Origin of the sequence: Novosphingobium sp. PY1, assembly GCF_017312445.1 — a bacterium.
Taxonomy (GTDB): domain Bacteria; phylum Pseudomonadota; class Alphaproteobacteria; order Sphingomonadales; family Sphingomonadaceae; genus Novosphingobium.
Map to the genome: position 1 here is coordinate 401,184 of NZ_BLTI01000004.1, position 22,447 is coordinate 423,630.

The window sequence follows — 22,447 nt, forward strand, 5'->3', positions numbered from 1 at the left end:
CAGAAAGCGACTTAAGCGATGTTCGACATCGGCGCATCAGAACTGCTGATGGTAATCATCGTGGCGGTCGTCGTCATCGGCCCCAAGGACATGCCGATGGCGATGCGCACGGCTGGCCGCTGGATCGGCAAGATGCGGAAGATCTCCGGCCACTTCCGCGCCGGGATCGACGCCATGGTGCGCGAGGCCGAGCTGGAGGAAATGGAAAAGCAGTGGCGCGCGCAGAACGAGGCGATCATGAAGTCGACGCCGCAGCTGCCCAGTGCCGAAGAGATGCAGGCCCCGATCGCCTCGCGTCAGGGTGATGCGGGTTCCGTTGGCGAAGCGAAGTCGCCTGAAGCTGCTGCAACCGATACCCCTGCGCCGCTGAGCGGCGAACAGTCCGCTGCTCAAGATGAAGCCCCGCGAGATGCGAAAGAACAGCAAAGCCGGCAGGCCGAACTGAATCTCCCGCCGCCGCCGCCCTGATCGAACGCTCCATGGCTTTCAAGATTTCCGATATCGACGACACGCAGGCGCCGCTCCTCGATCACCTGATCGAACTGCGCAGCCGACTGATGCGCGCCTTCGCCGCCTTCGCGGTCGCCTTCGGCGTGTGCTTCTATTTCTCGAACGACATCTTCAGCTTCCTCGTTCGTCCGCTGACCGAGGCCTTCCCGGCAGGGCAGGGCAGGCTGATCTACACCAAGCTCTACGAAGCCTTCTTTGTCGAAGTGAAGATCGCGATCTTCGCGGCCTTTTTCGTGAGCTTCCCGGTGATTGCCAACCAGCTCTGGGCCTTCGTCGCGCCGGGCCTCTACGCCAAGGAAAAGAAGGCTTTCCTGCCGTTCCTGATCGCGACCCCTGTGCTGTTCACGATGGGCGCGGCGATGGCGTATTACGTCGTCATGCCCACCGCCTTCCACTTCTTCCTGGGTTTCCAGGGGGACAAGGGCGGCCTTAAGCTGGAAGCGCTGCCGGGCACGGGAGACTATCTTGCGCTCGTCATGCAGTTCATCCTCGCTTTCGGGATCAGCTTCCTGATGCCGGTACTGCTGATGCTGCTCAACCGCGCCGGTATTATCACCCGCGCTCAGACCGCCGCCGCGCGCCGCTACGCCATCGTCGGCATCTTCATCGTCGCCGCCGTGGCCACGCCGCCCGACGTCATCTCGCAGCTCCTGCTGGCCGTACCGCTGCTGTTGCTGTTCGAAGGCACGCTGATCGTGATGTGGTTCACCGAAAAGCGCGATGCGCGCGAAAAGGCCAAGACCGACACAGCGGAACCCGCGGGTGAGCCCGAGGCTCCTGCCAGCAACTGAGCTTCACGCGGGCCTTGGCTATGTCCGCTTACCCCGGGCCTGTCGCGAGGCGGGCGCACGAAAGGGCCGCGTGAGTGCCGCCCGATCCTCGGTTCAGCGGCCCTCGATCGGAGAGACGTCGCCTTCGGCCTTGGTCGGCAGCACCCGATCCTTGGCATTGGACCAGGCGAGCTTGCCGCCGATCCACGTCTCGAGAACCCTGATCTGGCGCAGTTGCTCGGGAGTCGCTTCCATCGGATCGGTATCGACGAAGAGGAAGTCCGCGTCATAGCCCTTGGCGATGCGGCCAAGGCGGTCCTCGGCGAACATCGCGTAGGCCGCGCCGGTCGTATAGGCGTTGATGGCCGCCTCGCGCGAGAGGATCTCCTGCGGCTGCCAGCCACCTGTCGGCTGACCGTCCGCGCCCTGGCGCGTCACGGCGACGGCGATCCCTTCGAAGGGGTGGGCCGGTTCGACAGGGGTGTCCGATCCGAAGGCCAGCGGTGCGCCGGTGGCGGCGATCGAGTTCCACGCATAGGCGCCGGACAGCCGGCTCGGGCCCAGTCGCGCTTCGGCCATCGGTCGGTCAGAGGCTTCGTGCTGCGGCTGCATCGAGGCGACGATGCCGTGTTCGCCGAAGCGCGCGATATCCGCGGGATCGACGATCTGGGCATGTTCGATGCGCCAGCGGCGGTCGCCCTTGTAGGTCTGCGATAGCTCGTCGATGGAATTGAGGACCGCCGCATTGGCGGCATCGCCGATGGCGTGGACGGCCACCTGGAAGTTGTCTATCGCCGCCCGGCTCATGAGGTTGCCCAGCTGGGTTTCGCTGATCTGGGGCAGGCCCTTCGTTTCGGGCGCGTCGGCATAAGGCGCCTTGAGCCATGCCCCGCGCGAGCCGAGCGCGCCGTCGAGGTAGAGCTTCACCCCGTTCATCTTCAGCCGGTCGCCATAGAGCCACGGTGTCGGGCGGGGGCCGCCGATCAGCGTCATGTTGTCGATGCCTGCGGCATAGGCGACGATGCGGATGCGCAAATGGCCGAGGTCGGCGGCGCGGCGATAGGCCTGCCAGTCCTCGATCGTCGTGCCCATGTCGGCAATTGCGGTCACGCCCGAGGCGAGCAGCGCCAGTTGCGCTTCACCCAACGCGGTATCGCGGTCTTCGGGGCGGGGACGCGGTACCCTGGCCTCAACCAGTGCGGTGGCGGCATCGACCAGCACGCCGGCAGGGGCCTTGCTGCCCACCTTGCGCAGGATCTGGCCGCCAGCCGGATCGGTGGTGGCGGCGGTGATACCGGCAGAAGCCAGCGCGGCGCTGTTGGCCCAGCCGGCATGACCGTCGACTCGGGTAAGCCACGCGGGCTTGCCGCCGGTCACGCTGTCGAGCTCGGCCGCGGTCGGCATCCGGTCGATGCCCCAGTTGACCTGGTTCCAGCCACTGCCGAGGATCCAGGGCGTTTCGGGATGGGCGGCGGCCCATGCCGCGATCCGGGACAGCGCCTCGTCCAGCGATTTCGTCGCGGAGAGGTCGAGCGTCATCTTCGCAAAGCCGGTCTGCATGACGTGGCCATGGGCATCGATCATGCCGGGCACGACCACGCGATGCTTGCCGTCGACCTGGTACTGGACTTTCCTGGGGCGCTTGTCGCCGTGGCGGTAGACCTCGATCACGCGGCCGTCTTCGCCGATCAGGAAGCCCTCGAAGCGCTCTATCCCGCCCTTGCCGTCCGGCGTCAGGCCCTCGACATTGTCGACAAGCACGTCCGCATGGGCGGGCGTGACGATCAGCAGCGCGAGCGCTGCCGCGGCGAGATGCTTCACTTGCGGCCTTTCCTCGGCAGTCGCTTGATGATCGCGCTGGTGTCGAGGCGGCCGCCGCCCATGGCCTGGATCTCGGCGAAGAACTGGTCGATGAGCGCGGCCACCGGCAGCGAGACGCCAAGGCCACGCCCTTCGTCGAGGCTGAGGCCGAGATCCTTGCGCATCCAGTCGATCGCGAAGCCGAAGTCGAAGCGGTCCTCGTCCATCGACTGCCAGCGGTTGTCCATCTGCCACGACTGCGCGGCGCCGCCGGAAATCGCCTCGTAGACCTTGTCCATGTCGAGGTGCGAGGCCTGCGCGAAGCGCACCGCCTCGGCCAGCGCGGCGACATTGCCCGCGATGCAGATCTGGTTGGCCATCTTGGCGATCTGGCCCGAGCCGGCCTTGCCGACGTGGACGATGCGCTGCGAATAGGCTTCCATCACCGGACGCGCGGCTTCCACCGCTTCGTTGCGTCCGCCGCACATCAATGTGAGCGTGCCTTTTTCCGCGCCGATCTGCGAACCGGTCATCGGCGCGTCGATGCAATGGACCTGCAGGTCGCGCGCCTCCACCGAGATCTGGCGGGCGATGCGCGCCGATACGGTCGTGTGGTCGATGAAGACGCCGCCCTTCTTGAGCATCTTGAAGACGCCGTTGGGGCCGAGCACGACTTCGGCGAGGTCGTCGTCGTTGCCCACGCATGTGATCACCACGTCGGCGTCCTGCGCCGCGTGCGCCGGGTTCGCGGCGATGCGATGGGCGAGTCCGGGATTGTCCTCCACCCATTTCTGCGCGCGTTCGGGCGAACGGTTGTAGATGGTGAGCTCATGGCCCGCCTTGGCGATGTGCCGCGCGATAGCGCCGCCCATCACGCCGAGGCCGAGGAAGGAAACCTTGCGTCGTTCGGTCATGGGGATGTCTTCTAGCGAGGGTCTGTGACGCTATCAATCTAAGCCGGGCCTAAGCCCACGCTTTCAATTTGCCCCGGTTTCCTTTACCCGCGCCACCCTATGGACCAGCAAACGCTCAAGACCGCCCCGGGGACCGATGGTGCCCTGCTGACTGCCGACGACGTTCGTGCGGCGGCGGCGCGAATTTCGGGCAAGGTCGTGCGCACGCCGACGCAGCACTCCAATACGCTGAGTGCGATCACCGGTGCCGACGTCTGGCTCAAGTTCGAAAACCTGCAGTTCACCGCCGCCTACAAGGAGCGCGGAGCGCTCAATGCCCTGCTGCTGCTTTCGGAAGAACAGAAACAGCGCGGTGTCATCGCCGCTTCGGCGGGCAATCACGCGCAGGGGCTTTCCTACCATGGCACCCGGCTGGGCGTGCCGGTAACGATCGTCATGCCCAACACCACTCCGCTGGTGAAGGTGATGCAGACCGAAAGCGTGGGCGGCAAGGTCGTGCTCGAAGGCGAAAGTTTCGATGAAGCCTATGCCCATGCGCGCAAGATGGAGGCCGAACTCGGCCTTACCTTCATCCATCCCTTCGACGATCCGCACGTCGCGGCCGGGCAGGGCACCGTCGCGCTCGAAATGCTCGAGGACGTGCCCGAGATCGATACGCTGGTGCTGCCGATCGGCGGCGGCGGCCTGGCATCGGGCATGGGCACGGTGGCGCGCGCCATCAAGCCGGGCATCGGCCTGATCGGCGTCGAGGCGCAGCTCTACCCCTCGATGTACAACCTGCTCAAGGGCACCAACCTGCCGGTCGGCGGCGATACGCTGGCCGAGGGCATCGCGGTGTTCGAGCCGGGCAAGTTCACTTCCAAGGTGCTGCGCGGCCTGCTCGACGAGTTCCTGCTGGTCAGCGAATCGCGCATCGAAAGCTCGCTGGCGCTCCTGCTGCAGATCGAAAAGACCCTGGTGGAGGGCGCGGGAGCGACCGGCCTGGGCGCAGTCATGGCCAATCGCGAACTGTTCGCCGGCAAGAAAGTCGGCATCGTGCTGTCGGGCGGCAATATCGACACGCGCCTGCTTGCCAATGTGCTGCTGCGCGACCTTGCCCGCTCGGGCCGGCTCGCGCGCCTGAAGATCGGCCTGCAGGACCGTGCCGGTGCGCTCTACAAGGTCGCCAAGGTGTTCCACGAGCACAATGTGAACATCGTCGAGGTGCTGCATCACCGCATTTTCACCAACCTGCCCGCCAAGGGACTGCTGACCGAGATCGAGTGCGAGGCGCGCGACCGCGAGCAGCTCGAGACGCTCGTCTCCGCCCTGCGTTCGGCGGGGTACGAAGTGCGCCAGGTCGAGACCGACTGACGAACTGCCCTGGTCCGGCTTCGTCCGGATAGGCTGCACGAGGCTGAAACTGGCCGGCCCTTGAAACCCGGACGCGTTGCCGCGCGTTGCTGGGGCATGGCACTCGATTATCTCGACTTCACCGGCGATTGCGTGGTCGTGACCGGCGGCAGCTCGGGGATCGGCAAGTCCTGCGCGATGGCGCTGGCCGGACGCGGGCTGGCGGTCGCGATCACGCACTTTCATGCACCGGACGAAGCGGACGAAGTCATCGGCCGGATCCACGCCAACGGCGGGCGGGCTATCGCCTGCGATACCGATGTCGGCAACGAGCAAGACGTCGAGTCACTTTTCGCAGCTGCCGAATCCGCCTTCGGTCCGGTCCGCCTGCTGGTGAACAGTGCAGGCCGCAACATGAGCGGGACGGCGGTGCAGGACATGACGCTGGAGCATTTCGATGCCGTCATGCGTGCCGACCTCTACGGTCCGTTCCTGAGCTGTCGCCGTTTCGTCCGCGGCCTCGAGGGGCAGGGCGGGGGCCGGATCGTCAATGTCTCATCCATTCACGAATCGGCGCCGCGGGCCGGGGCCGTCGACTACGATAGCGCCAAGGGCGGGCTGGCCCAGTTGACCGCGACGCTCGCGCTGGAGCTGGCGCCGCGCGCAATCGCGGTCAACGGCGTGGCGCCGGGCATGATCCTGACGCCGATGAACCAGGCCGCGCTGGACGATCCGCAGGTGCGGGCGCGCAAGGCCGACGCGATTCCCTGGGGCCGGGCGGGTCGTCCGGAGGAAGTCGCCGAGCTTGTCGGCTACCTGCTTTCCGACCGAGCCGATTATATTACCGGGGCTACGGTCAGGATTGACGGGGGACTTTCGCTCAAGGTGGCGCAAGATGCCTGATCGGGAATGGACCAGTCATGGAAGTGCTAAGGTTCTGATTCACTTACGCCCCGAACCGGGACAAGTTGATATCGCAAGGGGTACTCCGGGGCGAAACCTCCGGTTCGAGGGCAGTTTTGTAGTTAAAAGACTTTCAACTAACTGCCCGCGCATGCATATTCGCTCTGCAACTGAAAGGCCTATGGTCGCAAACAAGTAAAGGAAGAGGCGCCTCCGTGACGGCTCCCGTTCGATTTCCGAGGTTCTTTGTAACGAGCCCTGCGCCGTGCCCCTATCTGCCTGGGCGGAGCGAACGCAAGGTGTTCACGGAACTCAAGGGGCCACACGCGGACTCCCTGAACGATGCGCTCAGCCGGATCGGTTTCCGCCGCAGCCAGACCGTCGCCTATCGCCCGTCCTGCCTTGACTGCAATGCCTGCGTCTCGGTGCGTGTCGTCGCCAGCGAGTTCACGCCATCGGGAACCCAGAAGCGCATGATGAAGCGCAACGGAGACCTGATCGCCACCGTATGTCGTCCCTGGTCGACCGGTGAGCAATTCCAGCTCCTGCAGAAGTACCTTAGCGCGCGCCATCCCGAAGGCGGGATGACCTCGATGGACGAGGTGGACTTCGCCGACATGGTCGAGCACACGCCGGTCACCAGCTTCGTCATCGAATATCGCGAACCCTCGGCCGATGGCGTGACTCCGGGCCGCCTTGTCGGCGCATGCCTTACAGATCGCCAGTGCGACGGGTTGTCGATGATCTACAGCTTCTACGATCCGGAGCATGAATCGCGGGCAGGGCTGGGCAACTACATCATCCTCGACCATATCCATAAGGCGCAGGAAATGGGCCTGCCCTATGTCTACCTCGGCTACTGGGTCGAAGGCTCGCCGCGCATGCAGTACAAGGTGCGTTACCGGCCGATGGAACGCCTTGGCCGTTCCGGCTGGGAGCGCTTTTCGCCCGAAGAGCAGGACAAGCTGATCGCTGCCGTCGTCAAGAACCCGGATGGACATGGCAAGGCCGGTGCCGGTGGGCGCAAGGACGGCGTACCCTCCATCGCCAACTGACGATCCGGCGCGACGCGCATTCGGTCAGGCGCGGTAGAGCGCTGCTTCTTCCGCGCGTCGATTCTTGAGGCCGGATAGCGGCTTGCCGTCGTTGTAGATCCACTTCGCAAATTCCAGAGCCGCCTCGGCAAAGCGCCTCTCGCGGTGCAGGCGGGTGAGCGTGGCCTTGCGGATGGCGCCCGTGTTGTAGTGGAACGAGACGAGGGCATCGAACTGCCCCTGCGTCGTCGCCACATCGCCTACCGCATCGCGGACCTCGTTGACGTAGCGCGCGATGTCCCTGTCGAAGCGGGCGTCGCATTGCGCCTGCGTCCAGATCAGACCCTTGCCTATGTCCGCTCCGGTTGAACCCCAACCGATCGTCCAGGGCTCACCCGTGGCACTGCCGGGATCGGGATAGGCTTCGAAGCGGCCGTCCGACCGGCGCCTGGCACAGCCTTCCCACTTGCGGATCAGGGCGCGACCTGCCTCGCCGAGGGCAAGATCGGCAGGGACGGGGCTGTCGTTGTCGGCGCGGTCGATGGCTGCGTCGAGCAGCGCAATGTCGGATGGCCGGAAGCCGCGGCCGAGCAATTGGCGCACGGCATCGAAAATCGGTTTGCGATTCATCTGGAAGGGACCTCCCCGGTTCGGTGCGGAAAGGCGATCCAAGTAAACCGCAAGCGGGTCTGTAGGAAAATGGTTTTTGGAACCCCGGCAGGCAAAGGCCCGCCGCAGCGAAGTGAAGCGGGCCTTCGTGACAGGTGCAGGGGATCAGATCTTCTTGAGGATCCCGGTCAGCGGTATGGCGATGCTGGAGCCGCCGGCGAGCGCTTCGCCGTCGAACGTTGCTTCCGATCCGTCCGGCGCGGAGACCGAGATCGCATTGCCCTTGCGGGTGAAGATCAGCTCTTCCCCGCTCACCGTGGGCATCGAGACTTCGCCATCCTTGCTGGCGTCGATCGCCGCGGAAATGTCCTGCGGGGTCAGGTAGCCGGGGATCAGGTGATCCTTGAGCAAGGCCGCAAGCGCTGCATGGTCTTCGCTGCCCGTCAGCTCCTTGGCCGAATCGCCCAGGGCCGCAAAGGCGGCATCCTCGGGCGCAAGCAGCGTATAGCTGCCCTTTCCTTCAAAAATGCCGCTGATGCCGGTTTCCTTGATGGCTTCCGCCACAGTCTGCAGGCCATCCGCATCGTCGAGCAGGGCAGGCAGCGATTCGGTTTCGGGCGTGGCAAGCTCGGCGGCTCCGGTGCCGGTGTCCTCCGGCGTTCCGCCCGAGCAGGCGGCGGTGGCAAGGCTGGCGCCGCCAAGCAGCGCAATGGCGAGGTGTTTGATCCGCATGCTGGTTTCCCTCCCGATCAGACAAGCAGTTCGATGGCGGCCTGCACAAGCCGCGTAGTGGGATTGATCTGATAGACGTAGCCGTCGCTATAGCGATACATTGCCTCCGGTCCGTCGTAGTACTGGTCGCGATAGTCGTAAGGCACGTTGTAGACATCGTAGCCCATCGGCATCGGCTGGCCGATCCGGATGTCGTTGCCGGTCAGCAGCGCCGCCACCGAGCGGATCGAGGACGTATCCGGATCGACGCGGTAGATCGTGTCGTCGTAGTAGCGATAGCCGCTGGCGGGGCCGAGATCGTAGTAGCTGTCGTAGTATGACGGCAGCGTCACCGGCTGATAGGCGGAGGGCCAGGTCTGGCCGATACCCAGCGCGCCGCCCAGCAGCGGAATGTAGCTCAGGATGCTGTCGCCAGCGCCCAGGCGCAGCATGTAGCCGTCGGCATAGCGGTAGCGATAGGACCGGTCGTAGTCGCTGAAGTACCAGGCCGGATCGACCCAGCTGACGTCGCGCGGTCTGGCGAGGCCGGGAGGAGTGCAACCGTTGTATTTCTTGGCGAGGCCCGGCGGGCAACCGTCGTAGGCATGGCGACGCTCGAGCGAGGCCCAGTCGAAAATGCGGCGATCGGTGATCACGTGGACCCGGTCGTTGGTGGGAACGATGAATTTCTTGCCGCCATGACCCTTGTAGCTGACGCGTTTGACGTCCTTGCGCTGTGGTGGACGCGGGCCGGCAGCAACGGCCTTGTCGCCCTTGTTGCCGGGATGGTTGTCGTCGGCCTTCCTGTCGACTTTGCGCTCGGCCATGTGCTGGGCCCCGTTCCCGGCCTGCTGGTGCTTTTCCGCCTTGGCCGGGGCGTCGCGGACCGGCGAGCGCATGGTCGGATGCGAAGCCTGCATTGCCGCTCTGTCCTGCTTTGCCTGGACATGGGCATTACCGCCAGATTGCGGCTTGTCGGGCTTGTTGTCGGGCCTTGATGCGGGCGGGCCCTTGTGGTCATTCTGCGGCCCCTTGGCATTGCCCTGCACGGTTTCCCTGCCGCCGCCCTGGGCCTTGCCGTGGCCGCTACCGTGATCGCTGCCATGGTCGTTGCCGCCGGGCGCGGCGGAAGCGGCCCCGGCGATCAGGGCCAGGCTTGCCACGCTGCCGATGAAGATCCTTTGCATCATTTGCATCTCCTTGGGTTGGCAGTTGCAACGCGGATCGGCGACAGTTCGTTCCTTGGGGACTCTTCGCCGCCTCGGGCGAGCGACGGGGTGGACCGGCTGCGATTAATCGGCGCTGACTGCGGTGTGCATTTGCCACCACAAGGGGGGAGCAGGAGCGCGCAAACGGAAAAGGGCGCCTGGATTGCTCCAGGCGCCCCACTCGGCGAACCGATTGTCCCTTCCGGAGAAGGGAGCGAAATCAGGCGCTGTAGTACATGTCGAACTCGACGGCCGACGGCGTGGTTTCCCAGCGCAGAACTTCCGGCCACTTCAGTTCGAGGTAAGCTTCGATCTGGTCGGCAGTGAACACGCCGCCCTCGATGAGGAACTCGTGGTCAGCGGCCAGGGCCTCGAGAGCTTCACGCAGCGAACCGCAGACGGTCGGCACTTCGGCGAGTTCGGCCGGCGGCAGATCGTAGAGGTTCTTGTCCATGGCGTCGCCCGGATGGATCTTGTTCTTGATCCCATCGAGGCCGGCCATGAGCAGCGCGGCGTAGCACAGGTAGGGGTTGGCCATCGCGTCGGGGAAACGGAATTCCACGCGCTTCGCCTTGTCGCCCGCACCGTAGGGGATGCGGCACGAGGCCGAGCGGTTGCGCGCCGAGTAGGCGAGCAGGACTGGGGCTTCGTAGCCCGGCACCAGGCGCTTGTAGCTGTTGGTGGTCGGGTTGGTGAAGGCGTTGAGGGCCTTGGCGTGCTTGATGACGCCGCCGATGAAGTACAGGCAGGTATCCGACAGGCCGGCATAGCCGTTGCCGGCGAAGGTGTTCTTGCCTTCGTTCCAGACCGAGATGTGCGTGTGCATGCCCGATCCGTTGTCCTTCATGATCGGCTTGGGCATGAACGTGGCGGTCTTGCCATAGGCCTGGGCGACCATGTGCACGACGTACTTGTAGATCTGCATGCGGTCGGCGGTGGTGACCAGCGTGCCGAAGGTCAGGCCGAGTTCGTGCTGCGCGGCGGCCACTTCGTGGTGGTGCTTGTCGCAGGGCAGGCCCATTTCGATCATGGTCGAGACCATCTCGGCGCGGATGTCGACAGCCGAGTCGACCGGAGCGACCGGGAAGTAGCCACCCTTGGCGCGCGGACGGTGCGCAAGGTTGCCGGTGTCGTACGACTTGTCCGAGTTGCCGGGCAGTTCGATGTCGTCGAGCTTGAAGCCGTTGCCGTCGTAGCCGTCATAGAACTTCACGTCGTCGAACATGAAGAATTCGGCTTCGGGGCCGACATAGACGGTGTCGCCGAAACCGGCAGCCTTGACGAAGGCTTCGGCGCGCTTGGCGGTCGAGCGCGGGTCACGTCCGTAGAGGTCGCCGGTCGAAGGCTCGACGATGTCGCAGAACAGGATCAGCATCGGGGTGGCCGAGAACGGATCGACATAGACGGCGTCGAGGTCGGGCTTGAGGATCATGTCCGACTCGTTGATGGCCTTCCAGCCCTCGATCGACGAACCGTCGAACATGAGGCCGTCTTCCAGTTCGTCCTCACCAAGAACCGAGGACACCATCGTCAGGTGCTGCCACTTGCCCTTGGGGTCGGTGAAGCGGAGGTCAACCCACTCGATTTCCTCGTCCTTGATTTGCTTGAGGACGTCCTTTGCACTTGCCATTTGCGTTGTTCTCCAGTCTTGCCCTGCCGCCGCGCGGCAGGGGATCAGGGGTTATTGGCACTCCAGGAATTTTACCGGCCCCCCGTGCCGGATTGTTCCCCAGTCCGGCTCAAGCCGGAATTTTGAGATGGCCCTCGGATCAGAGGGCGTCGTCGTCCCGCTCGCCGGTACGGATGCGCACCGCAGTCTCGACCGGGATGACGAAGATCTTGCCGTCGCCGATGCGCCCGGTCTGTGCGGCTTCGGCAATCGCCTCGACCACGCGGTCCGCCAGGGCGTCGGCAACAACGACCTCGAGTTTCACCTTGGGCAGAAAGTCCACGACATACTCGGCACCACGATAAAGCTCGGTATGCCCCTTCTGACGCCCGAAGCCCTTTGCTTCGGTGACGGTGATGCCCGAAACGCCCACTTCGTGAAGCGCTTCCTTCACTTCATCGAGCTTGAACGGCTTGATGATGGCTTCGATCTTTTTCACGCCTGTCTAGACCCCTGCACTTGATCCCGGATTTCCGAAGAGGTTTTCCGGTCCGGGAACCAGATGCCTCGCGCGCGACTCCCATCAAGAATCGTGCCAATACGGTTGCCCACTAGGTAGGGCATGTGTGCAGTCGCGAAAAGACCGGAATCGCTCGATTTACCCTATCGAATAGGGTGTTTCGGCAATGTTCGACAGGCGCAGTGCACAACATCTGTTCAATATTCAGGCAAGCCCTGCCTCAAAATTGTGCAGTGCGCCCAAGAAGGCGTCGACACGAGGCGCGGTGGGTTGGATTCGGAAACCGGGTAAGGCAACGGGCAGCCGGAAGGGCTTGCCGGTCGTTCCCACCCCGGGAGCACTGTTTGGCGGGGCAATCGGCGCTGCAACGGCACCGGTGCGCAAGGCCGGCTCGTCAGAGACGCAGTCCTGCTGTTTCCGGCAGGCCGGCCATGATGTTGAGGTTCTGGACCGCGGCGCCGCTGGCGCCCTTGCCCAGATTGTCGAGCATGGCGACGAGGCGGGCCTGGCTGCCGTCGGCAGAGCCGAAGACGCGCAGGGTCAACGTGTCGACCGGCTGCATCGAGGCGCGCAGCAGCAGTTCACCCGGTTCGTCGTCGACGACCGAGACGATCGGGCTGCCTGTATAAGTCTCGCTTAACTTTCCGCGCAGGGCCTCGGGCGAGCCGGCGTTCTTCATGGCGCCGAGGTGCAGCGGCACTTCGACGACCATGCCGCGATGCGCAGCGATGACGGCGGGCGCGAAGATCGGCGGGATCGAAAGGCCAGCATGAACCGTCATTTCGGGCACGTGCTTGTGGCCCATGGTCAGGCCATAGGCGCGAAATGCGATGTCGCGGTCTTCCTCGAATCGGCCGATCAGCGCCTTGCCGCCGCCCGAGTAACCGGAAACGGCGTGGCACACATAGGGCCAGTCGACCGGTAGCAGTCCCGCGGCCACGAGCGGCGCGACGAGGGCGAGGAAGCCGGTGGGATAGCAGCCCGGATTGCTGACGCGCATGGCCGATGCAATCGCATCGCGGCCGACCAGCTCGGGGAAGCCGTAAGTCCAGCCATCGGCGGTGCGGTAGGCGGTCGATGCGTCGATCACCCGGGTCCGGTCGTTGCGGATCATTCCCACGGCTTCGCGGGCGGCGTCGTCGGGCAGGCACAGCACGACGAAATCCGCGTCGTTCAGCGCTTCGGCGCGCGCCGAGGCGTCCTTGCGGCGTTCGTCGTCGAGAACGATGAGGTCGAACTCGCTGCGGCTGCCGAGCCGCTCTGCAATTTCAAGCCCGGTGGTGCCGGCGGCGCCGTCGATGAAGACCGTCGCGCTCACTGCCCGATCACCTCAATCCCGGAAAGCGCGACGTAGCCGACCTGGCCTTCCTCGCCGAGCTGGCCCCAGGCCCAGTTGCCGGCGATATCCAGCACGTTGAAGGTTTCGCCCGCGGGCAGTTCGCGGATCGCGTCCGCATCCTCGCGCCCGGCGCTGCGCAGGACGGCGCCCGGAAGCACCTTGTGCGGCATCGGCACCGAGTAGTGCGGCACGAAGTAGAGACCGGCGAGCTTGATGTGCGCCAGGTCTCCGCGAACCGGAAGGCAGCCGGGATCCGCGGTCACGCTCGGCCCGGTCATGGCAAGAATGCCGTCGATCCGGGGGGGGCGGGTATGGGAATCCTGGATGGCCAACGCGGTCATGTCTCCAAAGTCAAAGATGGGCGCGCTTAGCTGGGGCATGGCCAAGAAGCAAGGTTTCGGCGAGTCATTTGCCGTAGCGCTGTCTTAGCATATTCCAGCTTGCCCGCAGACCCAAAGCGTCTCCCCCTTTCGGACGACCCGGCTTGGCCGAGGGGCGCCAGGCGAAAGTGTCGAAGTGGGCCCAGTCGACGCCCTTGGGCACGAAACGGTCGAGGAACAGCGCCGCGGTGCAGGCGCCGGCAAAGCCGCCGGTGCCTGCATTGTTGATGTCGGCTACGTCGGACTTGAGCATTTCGCGGTAGCCTTCGTGCAGCGGCAGGCGCCAGCACGGATCGTCGCTGGCAAGGCCGCCGTCGAGCAGGGCCTGCGCGGTTGCATCCTCGCGCGCAAAGAGTGCGGGCAGGTCGGGGCCGAGCGCGACCCGGGCCGCGCCGGTGAGAGTTGCGAAGTCGATGATCAGCTCCGGCTCCTTCTCGCCGGCCCGGGCAAGGGCATCGCCGAGGATCAGGCGGCCTTCGGCATCGGTATTGCCGATCTCCACCGAGATGCCTGCGCGGCTGCGCAGGACGTCGCCCGGGCGGAAGGAATTGGCTGAAACCGCGTTTTCGACGGCGGGGACCAGCAGGTGCAGGCGCACCGGCAGCTTCGCGTCCATGATCAGACGCGCCAGTGCCAGGGCATGTGCCGCGCCGCCCATGTCCTTCTTCATCAGCAGCATGCCCGAGGACGGCTTGATGTCGAGCCCGCCCGAATCGAAGCAGACGCCCTTGCCGACGATGGCGATCCTGGGATGCCTGGGATCGCCCCATTCCAGCTCGATCATGCGCGGCGCGTGGCTGCGCCCGGCGGCGCGGCCCACGGCATGGACCATCGGGAACTCGCGCTCGAGCATGTCGGTGCGGGTCACGTGGATCTCGGCGCGATAGGCCTTGGCAAGGCTCTCGGCCTCTGCCTCGAGCTGGCCGGGGCCCATGTCCTCGGCCGGGGTATTGACGAGGTCGCGGACCAGTTCGACGGCCTCGGCCTCGGCGGTGATTGCGTCGATCTTGCCCGCCTCGGCGGTCAGCAGTACGCGGGGGCCTTCTTCGGAAGGATCGGAGCGATAACGGTCGAAGCTGTACTGCCCGGTGATCCAGCCGAACATGGCGCGGCCCGGTTCGGCGCCATGGCAGCGATAGGTGCCGGCGGGCAGGGCATCGGCGAGCTTGGCCAGGCACCAGCTCGACAGTTCCCCGGTCCGGGCAACGCCTGCCACCACGATCCAGCCGTCGCCATCGGGGACGATCGCGTGTTCGCCCGCATCGGCGGAGAACTTGTGCGCTTCGAGCGCAGCGCGCTGGGCAGCGGTGCGTTCCTTGAGGAAGGCGTCCAGTCCGTCCTTGTCGACGAGGTGGATCGCCACGGCCTTCTGGCCCCGGTCCGGCTGAATCAATGGGTTCTTGTCGCTCATACAGAGTTTCTCTAGCGTTGGCTCAGGCCTGAGTGCGAGAGGAAAATTATGCGAATTGGCGGATTGGTGTTGGCAAGCGTTCTCCTGGCAGGTGGCTGTTCGGGCAAGCAGGCCGATGCCCCCGAGGATCAGCCTTCGCTTTCAGCCTCGAGCGAGGCCAGTGCCGGTCCTGCGGGAGCGGGCATGGCCTCGCAAGGGGCGGCCAGCGACGGGGCTTCGCAGGTTGCGCAAGCTGCCGCGCCCATGGGCCGCAAGGAAGAAGCCTCGAACGATCTTTACGAATTCGCCTACGAGTACCCGGACCAGGCCGGCGCAATCCCCGGGCTGCGCGCAAGGCTCGATGCCAAGCTGGACGAAACCCGCAAGGCGCTCATCTCCGAATCGCGCGATGACCGGCGCGAGGCGAAGAAGAACGACTTTCCCTATCACGCGCATAGCAGCCAGACCTCTTGGAAGGTGGTGACCGACTTGCCGGGCTGGCTGTCGCTGTCCTCCGAGTTCTACGTCTTTTCCGGCGGTGCCCATGGCATGAGCGGTTTCGATTCGCTGCTGTGGGACAAGCAGGCCGACGCGGCCCGCAAGCCCGAGGCCCTGTTCACCAGCGAATCGGCGCTGCGCTCGGCAATCCGCCGGCCTTTCTGCAATGCGCTCGACAAGGAGCGTGAGAAGCGGCGCGGGGTGCCGGTACGCCGCGGCAGCGACGACATGTTCAGCGATTGTATCGATCCGCTCGAAAGTACGGTCATTCTCGGCTCGTCGAACGGCAAGACTTTCGATCGCCTCGGAATCCTCGTCGGTCCCTACGCGGCCGGGCCCTATGCCGAAGGCACATACGAGATCACCCTGCCGGTCACTCCGGCCGTGCTCGACACGGTGAAGCCCGCCTACAAGGATAGCTTCTCGACCGGCGGCTGATCTTCGCGCTTGCGAGCATCTCGCATTTGGCGAGCAAGATCGCTATGTGGGGGCCATGAGCGAATACCAGATTGTCGAACCCGGAAGTGAAACCGTCCTGCGCGACGGCACCATCAAGCTGCACGGACCCGAGGCTTTCGAGGGCATGCGCAAGGCCGGACGCCTTGCCGCAGCGATCCTCGATGAAGTGGCCTCGATGGTGGAGCCGGGCGTCACCACGGCTGAAATCGACGACAAGGTTCGCGAACTGACGCTCGATGGCGGCGCCGTTCCGGCAACGCTGGGCTATCGCGGCTATGCGCATTCGTGCTGCATCTCGATCAACCATGTCGTGTGCCACGGCATTCCTTCGGAAAAGACGCTGAAGGAAGGCGATATTCTCAACATCGACGTGACCCCGCTGCTCGACGGCTGGCACGGCGATTCCAGCCGCATGTATTTCGCGGGCGAGCCCTCGCTGAAGGCGCGCAAGCTGGTGGAGGTGACTTACGAGTGCCTGATGATCGGCATCGAGCAGGCCAAGCCGGGCAACCGCGTGGGTGACATCGGCGCGGCCATCCAGGCCCATGCCGAAGCGCATCGCTACGGCGTCGTGCGCGAATTCTGCGGCCATGGCCTCGGCCGCCTGTTCCACGATGCGCCCGAAGTGGTCCACGCCGGTCGCGCCGGCACGGGGCCGATGCTGAAGCCGGGCATGTTCATGACCATCGAGCCGATGATCAACCTCGGCAAGCCGCCGGTGAAGCTTCTCAACGACGGCTGGACCGCGGTGACCCGCGACAAGTCGCTTTCGGCCCAGTTCGAACACTCGATCGGCATTACCGAGGACGGCTGCGAGATCTTCACGCTCAGCCCGGCAGGCCAGCACAAGCCGCCTTACGCCTGATCGCAGCGATGGCGGGGACGCAAGGCCCCGCCGCAACCGCGCACCTCCCCCGCGCGTTGAAGCCCTTGCCATGGCCCGCGCCGCGATCCCCGCAATTCGCCTGTTGCCCCTACTCGCGGTGGCCCTCAGTCTGTCTGTGCCGGGCGGGGCCCATGCGGGGCGATGCCCGGTCGACCATGCCGGGAAACTCGGGATCGGCGCCTGGCCCCTCGAGGGCGATAGCACACTGGAAGCAGATCTGGAGCGGCTCCACGGGGGGTGGTTCCATACCTGGCAGGCCCGGACGGATCTTCGCGATCCCGGCTTTGTGCCGATGATCCGGTCTGGCAGCGATCTGCCGCAAGTCTTCGCCGCGCCTTCGCCGGTCCTGCTGACTTTCAATGAACCGGACGAAGCGAAGCAGGCGAACATGAGCGTCGAACTGGCGCTGGCCTACTGGCCGACGCTGATGGCGACCGGAAAACGCCTCGGTTCACCGGCGACGCGTACGGGCAACGAAGTGGGCCCAAGCACTTGGCTTGGCCGCTTCATGGCACGGGCAGCGGAGCGCGGCTACCGCGTCGATTTCATCGCCGTCCATTATTACACGCAGTCGCCGGACATCGACGCTTTCCGCGGCTACCTCGAGCGGGTCCACGAGGCTTACGGCCGTCCCGTCTGGGTCACCGAATGGGCGCTGGCGGACTGGTCGCGGCCGGGCCGCTTTTCCTTTGCCGAGCAGGCAGCGTTCTTCCGCCGCGCCTCGGCGATGCTCGATGACTTGCCCTATGTCGAGCGGCACGCATGGTTCGGTCTCTACGAAGGGCTCGACGGCTGGAAGCTGCATTCCGGGCTGGTCGCAGGGGGCAGGCTTACCGAAGTGGGCAAGGCCTTCGTCGATCTTGCCACATGTGACCAGACGCCGGTCGAGCCGCAATAGCCCTGCCGCTCAGAAGCTGATCACGGCTTCGCCGATGGCATTCCACACATCGGCCAGCTGATCCTCGCCGATGCAGTAGGGCGGCATGACATAGACCGTGTTGCCCAGGGGACGCAGCAGGATGCCGCGCTCGCGGAAGAAGGCCATGAGGTCGGGCGCCAAAGTGTCGAGATAGCCGCCTTCGCCCGACGTCTTGAGGTCGAGCGCGGCAATCGTTCCGCATTGGCGGGCATTGTCGAAGTGGCAGAAGCTGCCGAGCTTATCGAGCCACTGCGCCTGTCGCTTGGCGAGAGCGGCGATACGCTCGCGCACCGGCTCCTCGCGCCAGATCTCGAGGTTCGCGCGGGCTGCCGCGCAGGCGAGCGGGTTGGCGGTGTAGCTGGACGAGTGGAAGAACATCTTCGCGCGGTCGGTCGACCAGTGCGCCTCGAAGATCGCCTCGTTCGCCATCGTGACCGCAAGCGGCACCGCGCCGCCGGTCAGTCCCTTGGAGAGGCACAGGATGTCGGGCGAAACGCCGGCCTGTTCGCACGCGAGCAGGGTGCCGGTGCGGCCCCAGCCGGTCATCACTTCGTCGGCGATGAACAGGACGTCGTGCTGCGTGCAGATCTCCTGCATCCGCGCCAGCGTTTCCGGCGCGTAGAACAGCATCCCGCCTGCGCCGAGCACCAGCGGCTCGACGATGAACGCCGCCGCATCGCCCTTGCGGCAGATCGCCTCCAGCGCATCGAGCGCGGCCTGTTCCGCCCCCGCGGCGGGGAAGGGCACGGTTGCGACGTCGAACAGCAGCGGCTCATAGGCCTGGTTGAACACGCCGCGCGCACCGACCGACATCGCGCCGATCGTATCGCCGTGGTAGCTGTGCTCCATCACGACGATGCGGTGCCGCGCCTCGCCGCGCGCATGCCAGTAGCCCAGCGCCATCTTCAGCGCGACTTCGACGGCGGTCGATCCCGAATCGGAGAAGAACACCCGAGTCAGGTTTTGCGGCATGATTTCGCGCAGGCCCGCGGCGACGGCTTCTGCGGGTTCGTGGGTCCAGCCCGCGAAGATCATCTGGTCGAGCTTGCCAGCCTGTTCGGCGATGGCCGCCATGATCTTCGGATTGCAGTGCCCGTGCGTCGTCACCCACCACGAGGAGATCGCATCGATGTAGGATTTGCCGTCCGCGGTGTGGAGCACGGCGCCCTCGGCGCGTTCGACCCGCGGGATCGGTTCGCGCAGGCCGTGCTGCGTGAAGGGGTGCCAGACAGATGACGTCACCGGGTGAAATCCTCCAGTCGAAAATGTTCGGCAAAGGCCGTGCGCAGGGTTTCGGGCGTCAGCGGATCGAGCCGCGGCAGGCGGCCCAGACGGCGGACCTTGCCCATCTCGCAGATCGTCGCCTCGCTGTCTTCCACCGCATCGCCGACGAAGGCGACGCCGAGAATGTCGATGCCGCGCGTGCGCAGCGCCTCGATCGACAGCAGCGAATGGTTGATCGTGCCCAGCACGGTGCGCGCGACGAGGACGACCGGACATCGCCATTGCGCGAACTGGTCGGCGTAAGTCATCTGGCGGGTCAGGGGCACCAGAGCGCCGCCGGCTCCTTCGATCACCAGCGGGCCGTCCACTTGCGGAAGGGCGAGCCGATCCGGGTCGATGACGACCCCGTCGATCTCGGCAGCGAGGTGGGGTGAGCAGGGTGTCGAGAGCCGATAGGCGTCGGGCAGCACCCGCTCGGGCGCGATCCCGGCGAGACGGGCCACGCGGTCGCGGTCGCCGCCGTCGGCCTCCAGTCCGGCCTGCACGGGCTTCCAGTAGCAAGCGCCGAGCGCGCCGGTCAGGCCGGCGGCAAAGACGGTCTTGCCGATTTCCGTGTCGGTGCCGGTGACGATGATGGGGGTGTTTGGCATCGCGGGCTCACCTAGCGCGATGAAGGTGGCAGGTCACGACCTCGTACGTGACAGCGCTTCCGGAAGCCTCGAAACGCGCCATGACCCTGCGCAGGGCGGCGGGCGGCAGCGGGCGATGGCGGGGCGAAGACGTGCCGGCGCCGATGGCTTTGAGCGAGCGCAGGAACGCGCGGGCATCGGCATGGCATTCCACGTGCGCCTCGACGTCGAGCGCGGCCGGGGCGAGCCTGACGAAGTCTTCGACGGGCTGGAATTCCGGGGTTCCGGCGACCAGTCCCTCGGCCGCGTGGGCTTCGCGCCATTCGGCGAAACTGCCGGGGCCGAGAGTGGTCACGAGGCAGTGACCGCCCGGCGCGAGCCAGTCGGCCATGCGGGCCAGCGCGGCCGGGGCGTCGGTGAACCACTGCAGGGCCAGGCTGGAGCAGATGAGATCGAAAGGGCCGCCTTCCGGGGTGCCGAATTCCCCGTCCATCGCAGCGAATCGGCGCGAGGGCGCATCGCCGAGGCTGGCGCGGCAACGCTCGACCATTTCGGGTGCGATGTCGGTAATCGTCCAGTCTCCGCCGACATCGGCCGCGAGCAGCGCACGCGTCAGGAAGCCGGTGCCGCAGCCGATTTCCAGCACGCGCGGGCTTTGCGGCAGCGCAAGTGCGGCAATGCGTGCGGCAAGGGCTTCGGCGACGCTGCGCTGGACGCGGGCATGGTCCTCGTAGTCCGGCGCCATGGCGAAGGCCCGGATGATGCGTTCGCGTTGCCCGCTCATGCGAGGGACCCAGCCATGTCGCGGACCGCCTGCGCGCAAAACGCCGGGTCTTCGAGCGGGAGCAGATGGCCGCCGCCTTCGTGGCTCAGGTGCCGTGCCGCGATACCGGCAAAGCAGCCTTGGCGCATGGCTTGCGGAAGCAGCGGATCCCTGGCGCCCTGCACGACCAGAACGGGAACTTCCGGCAGGGGGGGATGCGCATCGCGCAGGCTCAGCAGGTCATCGCGCAGGGGAGCGGGATCGATCCGCGCGAAAGCCGCGTCGCATCCGACGCGCCGGCGGAAGTCTTCAACGACCGTTCGCGGATCGCGGCCGAACTGGCGCAGCATCAGCTCGACGACGCGGGTCGGCACGCCCGGACAGTCGGGCGAGGCAGTGAAGCGCTCGAACCCGTTGATGGCGACGAGACCGGCCAGTCCCGGCGGTGGATCGGCGAGGAGCCGCATGGTGCCGAAGGAATGGGTTACCGCCAGGCAGGGACCTTCGACTGCCGGGGCCAGCGCGTCGCCGAAATAGCCACGGTCGTCGCGCAGCTGCTCCCATTCGGGCAGGAGCGGGGCCAGCGTGTCCCAGAAGTGCCGGTCGAATCCCCAGCCGTGACAGAACAGCAGCTTCAACGGTGCGCCTCTATGGCTGTCAGCAGGGTATCGACGTCGGCCTCGCTCTGGCTGGCGCGCAGGGCGATGCGCAGGCGGCTGGTGCCGGGCGGAACCGTGGGCGGGCGGATCGCGGAGGCAAGCAAGCCTGCCGTTTCCAGCCGGGCAGAAAGTGCCATGGCATCGGCTTCTGCGCCAATCACGGCAGGCACGATCTGGGTGCTCGAGGCGCCATGGTCGAGGCCGAGCCGCGACAGGCCCGCGCGCAGGCGGTCGCCCAGCGCCGCGAGGTGGGCGCGCTCGGCGTCCATGCCGGGCACGAGGTCGAGCGCGGCGTCGATAGCGCCCAGCACCGCAGGGGGCGGCGCGGTCGTGAAGATAAAGCCGCTGGCGGTGTTGACGAGGTAGTCGATCAGCGCCTGCGAGCCCGCGACATAGGCCCCGAATCCGCCGAGCGCCTTGCTGAAGGTGCCCATGATCAGGTCGACCCGGCCCGGAATTTCGGCCGAAAGACCCGCGCCGCCGGGGCCGAGGACGCCGGTGGCATGGGCCTCGTCGATGAAGAGCACGGCATCGTGCGCTTCGGCGATGGCGGCAAGGCGTGCCATGTCGGCGCGGTCGCCGTCCATGCTGAACACGCTTTCGGTCAGGATCACCCGGGCCGGGGCATCGCGTCCCTTGTCGGCAAGCAACGTCTCGAGGTGGTCGAGGTCGTTGTGCCTGAACCGGTGCTGGCGCACGCCGGCCATGGCGATGCCTGCGTGCATGCTGGCGTGAATCAACCGGTCGGTGAAAATGGCGGCGCCCGGTACGGCTGCGAGCAGGGCGGGGATGACCGCGGCATTGGCCTGCCAGCCGCTGGCAAAGATCAATGCGGCCTGGGTCCCCTTGAACTGCGCGATGCGCGCTTCGAGCGCGAGATGCGCATCGCTCGTGCCCGTGACCAGCCGCGATGCGCCGGAGCCGGTGCCTAATCGTGCGGTCCATTCGCGCGAACGCTCGATCAGCAGGGGATGACGGGCAAGTCCGAGATAGTCGTTGCTGGAAAAGTCGACCAGTTCGCGCCCCTCGCGGATCACGCGGCCGCCGCCGGCAAGGGCAGCCGCGCGCAAGGTGCGGCGCTGTCCGGCGCTCTCGATCCGCGCGAGCGCGGACTTGAGAAGGGAATCGAGCCTGCTCATCGCAGGTGCCGGTATGGCAAGCTGAGCCTTTGTACAATGGCGCTAGGGAAATCGGCGCCAGGGGCACGGTCTTTCAACGATAGGGCGTGTTGGATTTTTTAAGAGTTTACGGGCTATACAATCGATAGCATAGTTGCTTCCCTGACGCCCGAAGTCGGACGCGGGCGTTGATTGGCCCGGTGCCGGATCGCTTCTCTTCCATTCTCTCTCCGCGATCCTGCACCGGGCATTTTTCCCCTGGC

23 protein-coding genes are annotated in these 22,447 nt (G+C 65.8%); 8 read left to right on the forward strand and 15 right to left on the reverse strand.

What is annotated here, in order from left to right; translation table 11 throughout:
• The first annotated feature begins 18 nt into the window (after positions 1-18).
• Positions 19-468: a Sec-independent protein translocase protein TatB gene (gene tatB / locus J3474_RS06060; RefSeq protein WP_207093415.1), complete on the forward strand. Its 450-nt coding sequence runs from the start codon at positions 19-21 to the stop codon at positions 466-468.
• A gap of 11 nt (positions 469-479) precedes the next feature.
• The gene (gene tatC / locus J3474_RS06065) at positions 480-1,301 is read left to right on the forward strand and encodes a twin-arginine translocase subunit TatC (protein ID WP_207093416.1); all 822 of its coding nucleotides are present in this window, start codon (positions 480-482) and stop codon (positions 1,299-1,301) included.
• Positions 1,302-1,394: 93 nt separating this feature from the next.
• Here the strand turns inward: tatC and J3474_RS06070 are convergent, their stop codons facing one another.
• Together J3474_RS06070 and J3474_RS06075 are read right to left on the reverse strand one after the other, a co-directional pair.
• The gene (locus tag J3474_RS06070; RefSeq protein ID WP_207093417.1) at positions 1,395-3,101 is read right to left on the reverse strand and encodes an amidohydrolase; all 1,707 of its coding nucleotides are present in this window, start codon (positions 3,099-3,101) and stop codon (positions 1,395-1,397) included.
• Positions 3,098-3,994, reverse strand: coding sequence for an NAD(P)-dependent oxidoreductase (locus J3474_RS06075; protein WP_007013112.1), 897 nt, complete (start codon positions 3,992-3,994; stop codon positions 3,098-3,100). The genes J3474_RS06070 and J3474_RS06075 overlap by 4 nt, the downstream gene beginning before the upstream one ends.
• A gap of 99 nt (positions 3,995-4,093) precedes the next feature.
• On the opposite strand from J3474_RS06075, the gene J3474_RS06080 reads away from it, so the two are divergent.
• The 3 genes from J3474_RS06080 to J3474_RS06090 all read left to right on the forward strand — a co-directional run bounded on the left by J3474_RS06080 (position 4,094) and on the right by J3474_RS06090 (position 7,284).
• Entirely contained in the window at positions 4,094-5,347 is a 1,254-nt protein-coding gene (locus J3474_RS06080; protein WP_007013113.1) for a threonine ammonia-lyase, read from the forward strand.
• Between the two features lie 96 nt (positions 5,348-5,443).
• Positions 5,444-6,229: an SDR family NAD(P)-dependent oxidoreductase gene (locus J3474_RS06085; protein ID WP_207093418.1), complete on the forward strand. Its 786-nt coding sequence runs from the start codon at positions 5,444-5,446 to the stop codon at positions 6,227-6,229.
• A gap of 215 nt (positions 6,230-6,444) precedes the next feature.
• On the forward strand, positions 6,445-7,284 hold the full coding sequence (locus J3474_RS06090) for an arginyltransferase (RefSeq protein ID WP_013831955.1): 840 nt from the start codon (positions 6,445-6,447) through the stop codon (positions 7,282-7,284).
• A 24-nt stretch (positions 7,285-7,308) separates the two neighbouring features.
• On the opposite strand, the gene J3474_RS06095 is transcribed toward J3474_RS06090, so the two are convergent.
• From J3474_RS06095 to J3474_RS06130, 8 genes are all read right to left on the reverse strand, one after another.
• Complete coding sequence (locus tag J3474_RS06095; protein ID WP_207093419.1) at positions 7,309-7,893, reverse strand: lysozyme; 585 nt, start codon at positions 7,891-7,893, stop codon at positions 7,309-7,311.
• Between the two features lie 144 nt (positions 7,894-8,037).
• Positions 8,038-8,604: a fasciclin domain-containing protein gene (locus J3474_RS06100; RefSeq protein ID WP_207093420.1), complete on the reverse strand. Its 567-nt coding sequence runs from the start codon at positions 8,602-8,604 to the stop codon at positions 8,038-8,040.
• Between the two features lie 17 nt (positions 8,605-8,621).
• On the reverse strand, positions 8,622-9,773 hold the full coding sequence (locus tag J3474_RS06105) for a hypothetical protein (RefSeq protein WP_242528210.1): 1,152 nt from the start codon (positions 9,771-9,773) through the stop codon (positions 8,622-8,624).
• Between the two features lie 238 nt (positions 9,774-10,011).
• The gene (glnA, locus tag J3474_RS06110; protein WP_007013119.1) at positions 10,012-11,421 is read right to left on the reverse strand and encodes a type I glutamate--ammonia ligase; all 1,410 of its coding nucleotides are present in this window, start codon (positions 11,419-11,421) and stop codon (positions 10,012-10,014) included.
• 139 nt (positions 11,422-11,560) lie between these two features.
• On the reverse strand, positions 11,561-11,899 hold the full coding sequence (locus J3474_RS06115; protein WP_007013120.1) for a P-II family nitrogen regulator: 339 nt from the start codon (positions 11,897-11,899) through the stop codon (positions 11,561-11,563).
• A 415-nt stretch (positions 11,900-12,314) separates the two neighbouring features.
• On the reverse strand, positions 12,315-13,238 hold the full coding sequence (gene argC, locus J3474_RS06120) for an N-acetyl-gamma-glutamyl-phosphate reductase (RefSeq protein WP_013831959.1): 924 nt from the start codon (positions 13,236-13,238) through the stop codon (positions 12,315-12,317).
• A complete protein-coding gene (locus J3474_RS06125) occupies positions 13,235-13,600 on the reverse strand; it encodes an SH3 domain-containing protein (protein ID WP_007013122.1) in 366 nt (121 codons plus the stop codon). Before J3474_RS06125 ends, argC begins: the two co-directional genes overlap by 4 nt.
• A 64-nt stretch (positions 13,601-13,664) precedes the next feature.
• Positions 13,665-15,050, reverse strand: coding sequence for a M17 family metallopeptidase (locus J3474_RS06130; RefSeq protein ID WP_207093422.1), 1,386 nt, complete (start codon positions 15,048-15,050; stop codon positions 13,665-13,667).
• A 66-nt stretch (positions 15,051-15,116) separates the two neighbouring features.
• Here J3474_RS06130 and J3474_RS06135 point away from each other — a divergent pair, with 66 nt between their 5' ends.
• The 3 genes from J3474_RS06135 to J3474_RS06145 all read left to right on the forward strand — a co-directional run bounded on the left by J3474_RS06135 (position 15,117) and on the right by J3474_RS06145 (position 17,770).
• Positions 15,117-15,965, forward strand: a complete 849-nt coding sequence (locus J3474_RS06135) for a DUF4163 domain-containing protein (RefSeq protein WP_242528211.1) — start codon at positions 15,117-15,119, stop codon at positions 15,963-15,965.
• A 55-nt stretch (positions 15,966-16,020) separates the two neighbouring features.
• On the forward strand, positions 16,021-16,851 hold the full coding sequence (gene map, locus J3474_RS06140; protein WP_007013125.1) for a type I methionyl aminopeptidase: 831 nt from the start codon (positions 16,021-16,023) through the stop codon (positions 16,849-16,851).
• Between the two features lie 103 nt (positions 16,852-16,954).
• A complete protein-coding gene (locus J3474_RS06145) occupies positions 16,955-17,770 on the forward strand; it encodes a glycosyl hydrolase (protein ID WP_242528212.1) in 816 nt (271 codons plus the stop codon).
• Between the two features lie 9 nt (positions 17,771-17,779).
• On the opposite strand, the gene J3474_RS06150 is transcribed toward J3474_RS06145, so the two are convergent.
• Genes J3474_RS06150 through J3474_RS06170 form a run of 5 tightly spaced genes read right to left on the reverse strand, consistent with a single transcriptional unit; the run spans position 17,780 to position 22,205 of the window.
• Positions 17,780-19,033 (reverse strand): adenosylmethionine--8-amino-7-oxononanoate transaminase, encoded by a 1,254-nt coding sequence (locus J3474_RS06150; protein ID WP_207093425.1) that lies wholly within the window; start codon positions 19,031-19,033, stop codon positions 17,780-17,782.
• Entirely contained in the window at positions 19,030-19,665 is a 636-nt protein-coding gene (gene bioD / locus J3474_RS06155) for a dethiobiotin synthase (RefSeq protein ID WP_207093426.1), read from the reverse strand. The genes J3474_RS06150 and bioD overlap by 4 nt, the downstream gene beginning before the upstream one ends.
• A 7-nt stretch (positions 19,666-19,672) precedes the next feature.
• Positions 19,673-20,428 (reverse strand): methyltransferase domain-containing protein, encoded by a 756-nt coding sequence (locus J3474_RS06160; protein ID WP_207093427.1) that lies wholly within the window; start codon positions 20,426-20,428, stop codon positions 19,673-19,675.
• A complete protein-coding gene (locus J3474_RS06165; RefSeq protein ID WP_207093428.1) occupies positions 20,425-21,045 on the reverse strand; it encodes an alpha/beta fold hydrolase in 621 nt (206 codons plus the stop codon). Before J3474_RS06165 ends, J3474_RS06160 begins: the two co-directional genes overlap by 4 nt.
• The gene (locus tag J3474_RS06170) at positions 21,042-22,205 is read right to left on the reverse strand and encodes an 8-amino-7-oxononanoate synthase (protein WP_207093429.1); all 1,164 of its coding nucleotides are present in this window, start codon (positions 22,203-22,205) and stop codon (positions 21,042-21,044) included. Before J3474_RS06170 ends, J3474_RS06165 begins: the two co-directional genes overlap by 4 nt.
• Between the last annotated feature and the right edge of the window lie 242 nt (positions 22,206-22,447).

Bases quoted from the DNA above. Each gene is read 5' to 3' on its own strand.
- tatC (WP_207093416.1), top strand. From the start codon at position 480: ATGGCTTTCAAGATTTCCGATATCGACGACACGCAGGCGCCGCTCCTC.
- J3474_RS06125 (WP_007013122.1), bottom strand. From the start codon at position 13,600: ATGACCGCGTTGGCCATCCAGGATTCCCATACCCGCCCCCCCCGGATC.
- glnA (WP_007013119.1), bottom strand. From the start codon at position 11,421: ATGGCAAGTGCAAAGGACGTCCTCAAGCAAATCAAGGACGAGGAAATC.
- J3474_RS06105 (WP_242528210.1), bottom strand. From the start codon at position 9,773: ATGATGCAAAGGATCTTCATCGGCAGCGTGGCAAGCCTGGCCCTGATC.
- bioD (WP_207093426.1), bottom strand. From the start codon at position 19,665: ATGCCAAACACCCCCATCATCGTCACCGGCACCGACACGGAAATCGGC.
- tatB (WP_207093415.1), top strand. From the start codon at position 19: ATGTTCGACATCGGCGCATCAGAACTGCTGATGGTAATCATCGTGGCG.
- J3474_RS06170 (WP_207093429.1), bottom strand. From the start codon at position 22,205: ATGAGCAGGCTCGATTCCCTTCTCAAGTCCGCGCTCGCGCGGATCGAG.
- J3474_RS06075 (WP_007013112.1), bottom strand. From the start codon at position 3,994: ATGACCGAACGACGCAAGGTTTCCTTCCTCGGCCTCGGCGTGATGGGC.
- J3474_RS06085 (WP_207093418.1), top strand. From the start codon at position 5,444: ATGGCACTCGATTATCTCGACTTCACCGGCGATTGCGTGGTCGTGACC.
- J3474_RS06100 (WP_207093420.1), bottom strand. From the start codon at position 8,604: ATGCGGATCAAACACCTCGCCATTGCGCTGCTTGGCGGCGCCAGCCTT.
- J3474_RS06160 (WP_207093427.1), bottom strand. From the start codon at position 20,428: ATGAGCGGGCAACGCGAACGCATCATCCGGGCCTTCGCCATGGCGCCG.
- J3474_RS06080 (WP_007013113.1), top strand. From the start codon at position 4,094: ATGGACCAGCAAACGCTCAAGACCGCCCCGGGGACCGATGGTGCCCTG.
- map (WP_007013125.1), top strand. From the start codon at position 16,021: ATGAGCGAATACCAGATTGTCGAACCCGGAAGTGAAACCGTCCTGCGC.
- J3474_RS06130 (WP_207093422.1), bottom strand. From the start codon at position 15,050: ATGAGCGACAAGAACCCATTGATTCAGCCGGACCGGGGCCAGAAGGCC.
- J3474_RS06095 (WP_207093419.1), bottom strand. From the start codon at position 7,893: ATGAATCGCAAACCGATTTTCGATGCCGTGCGCCAATTGCTCGGCCGC.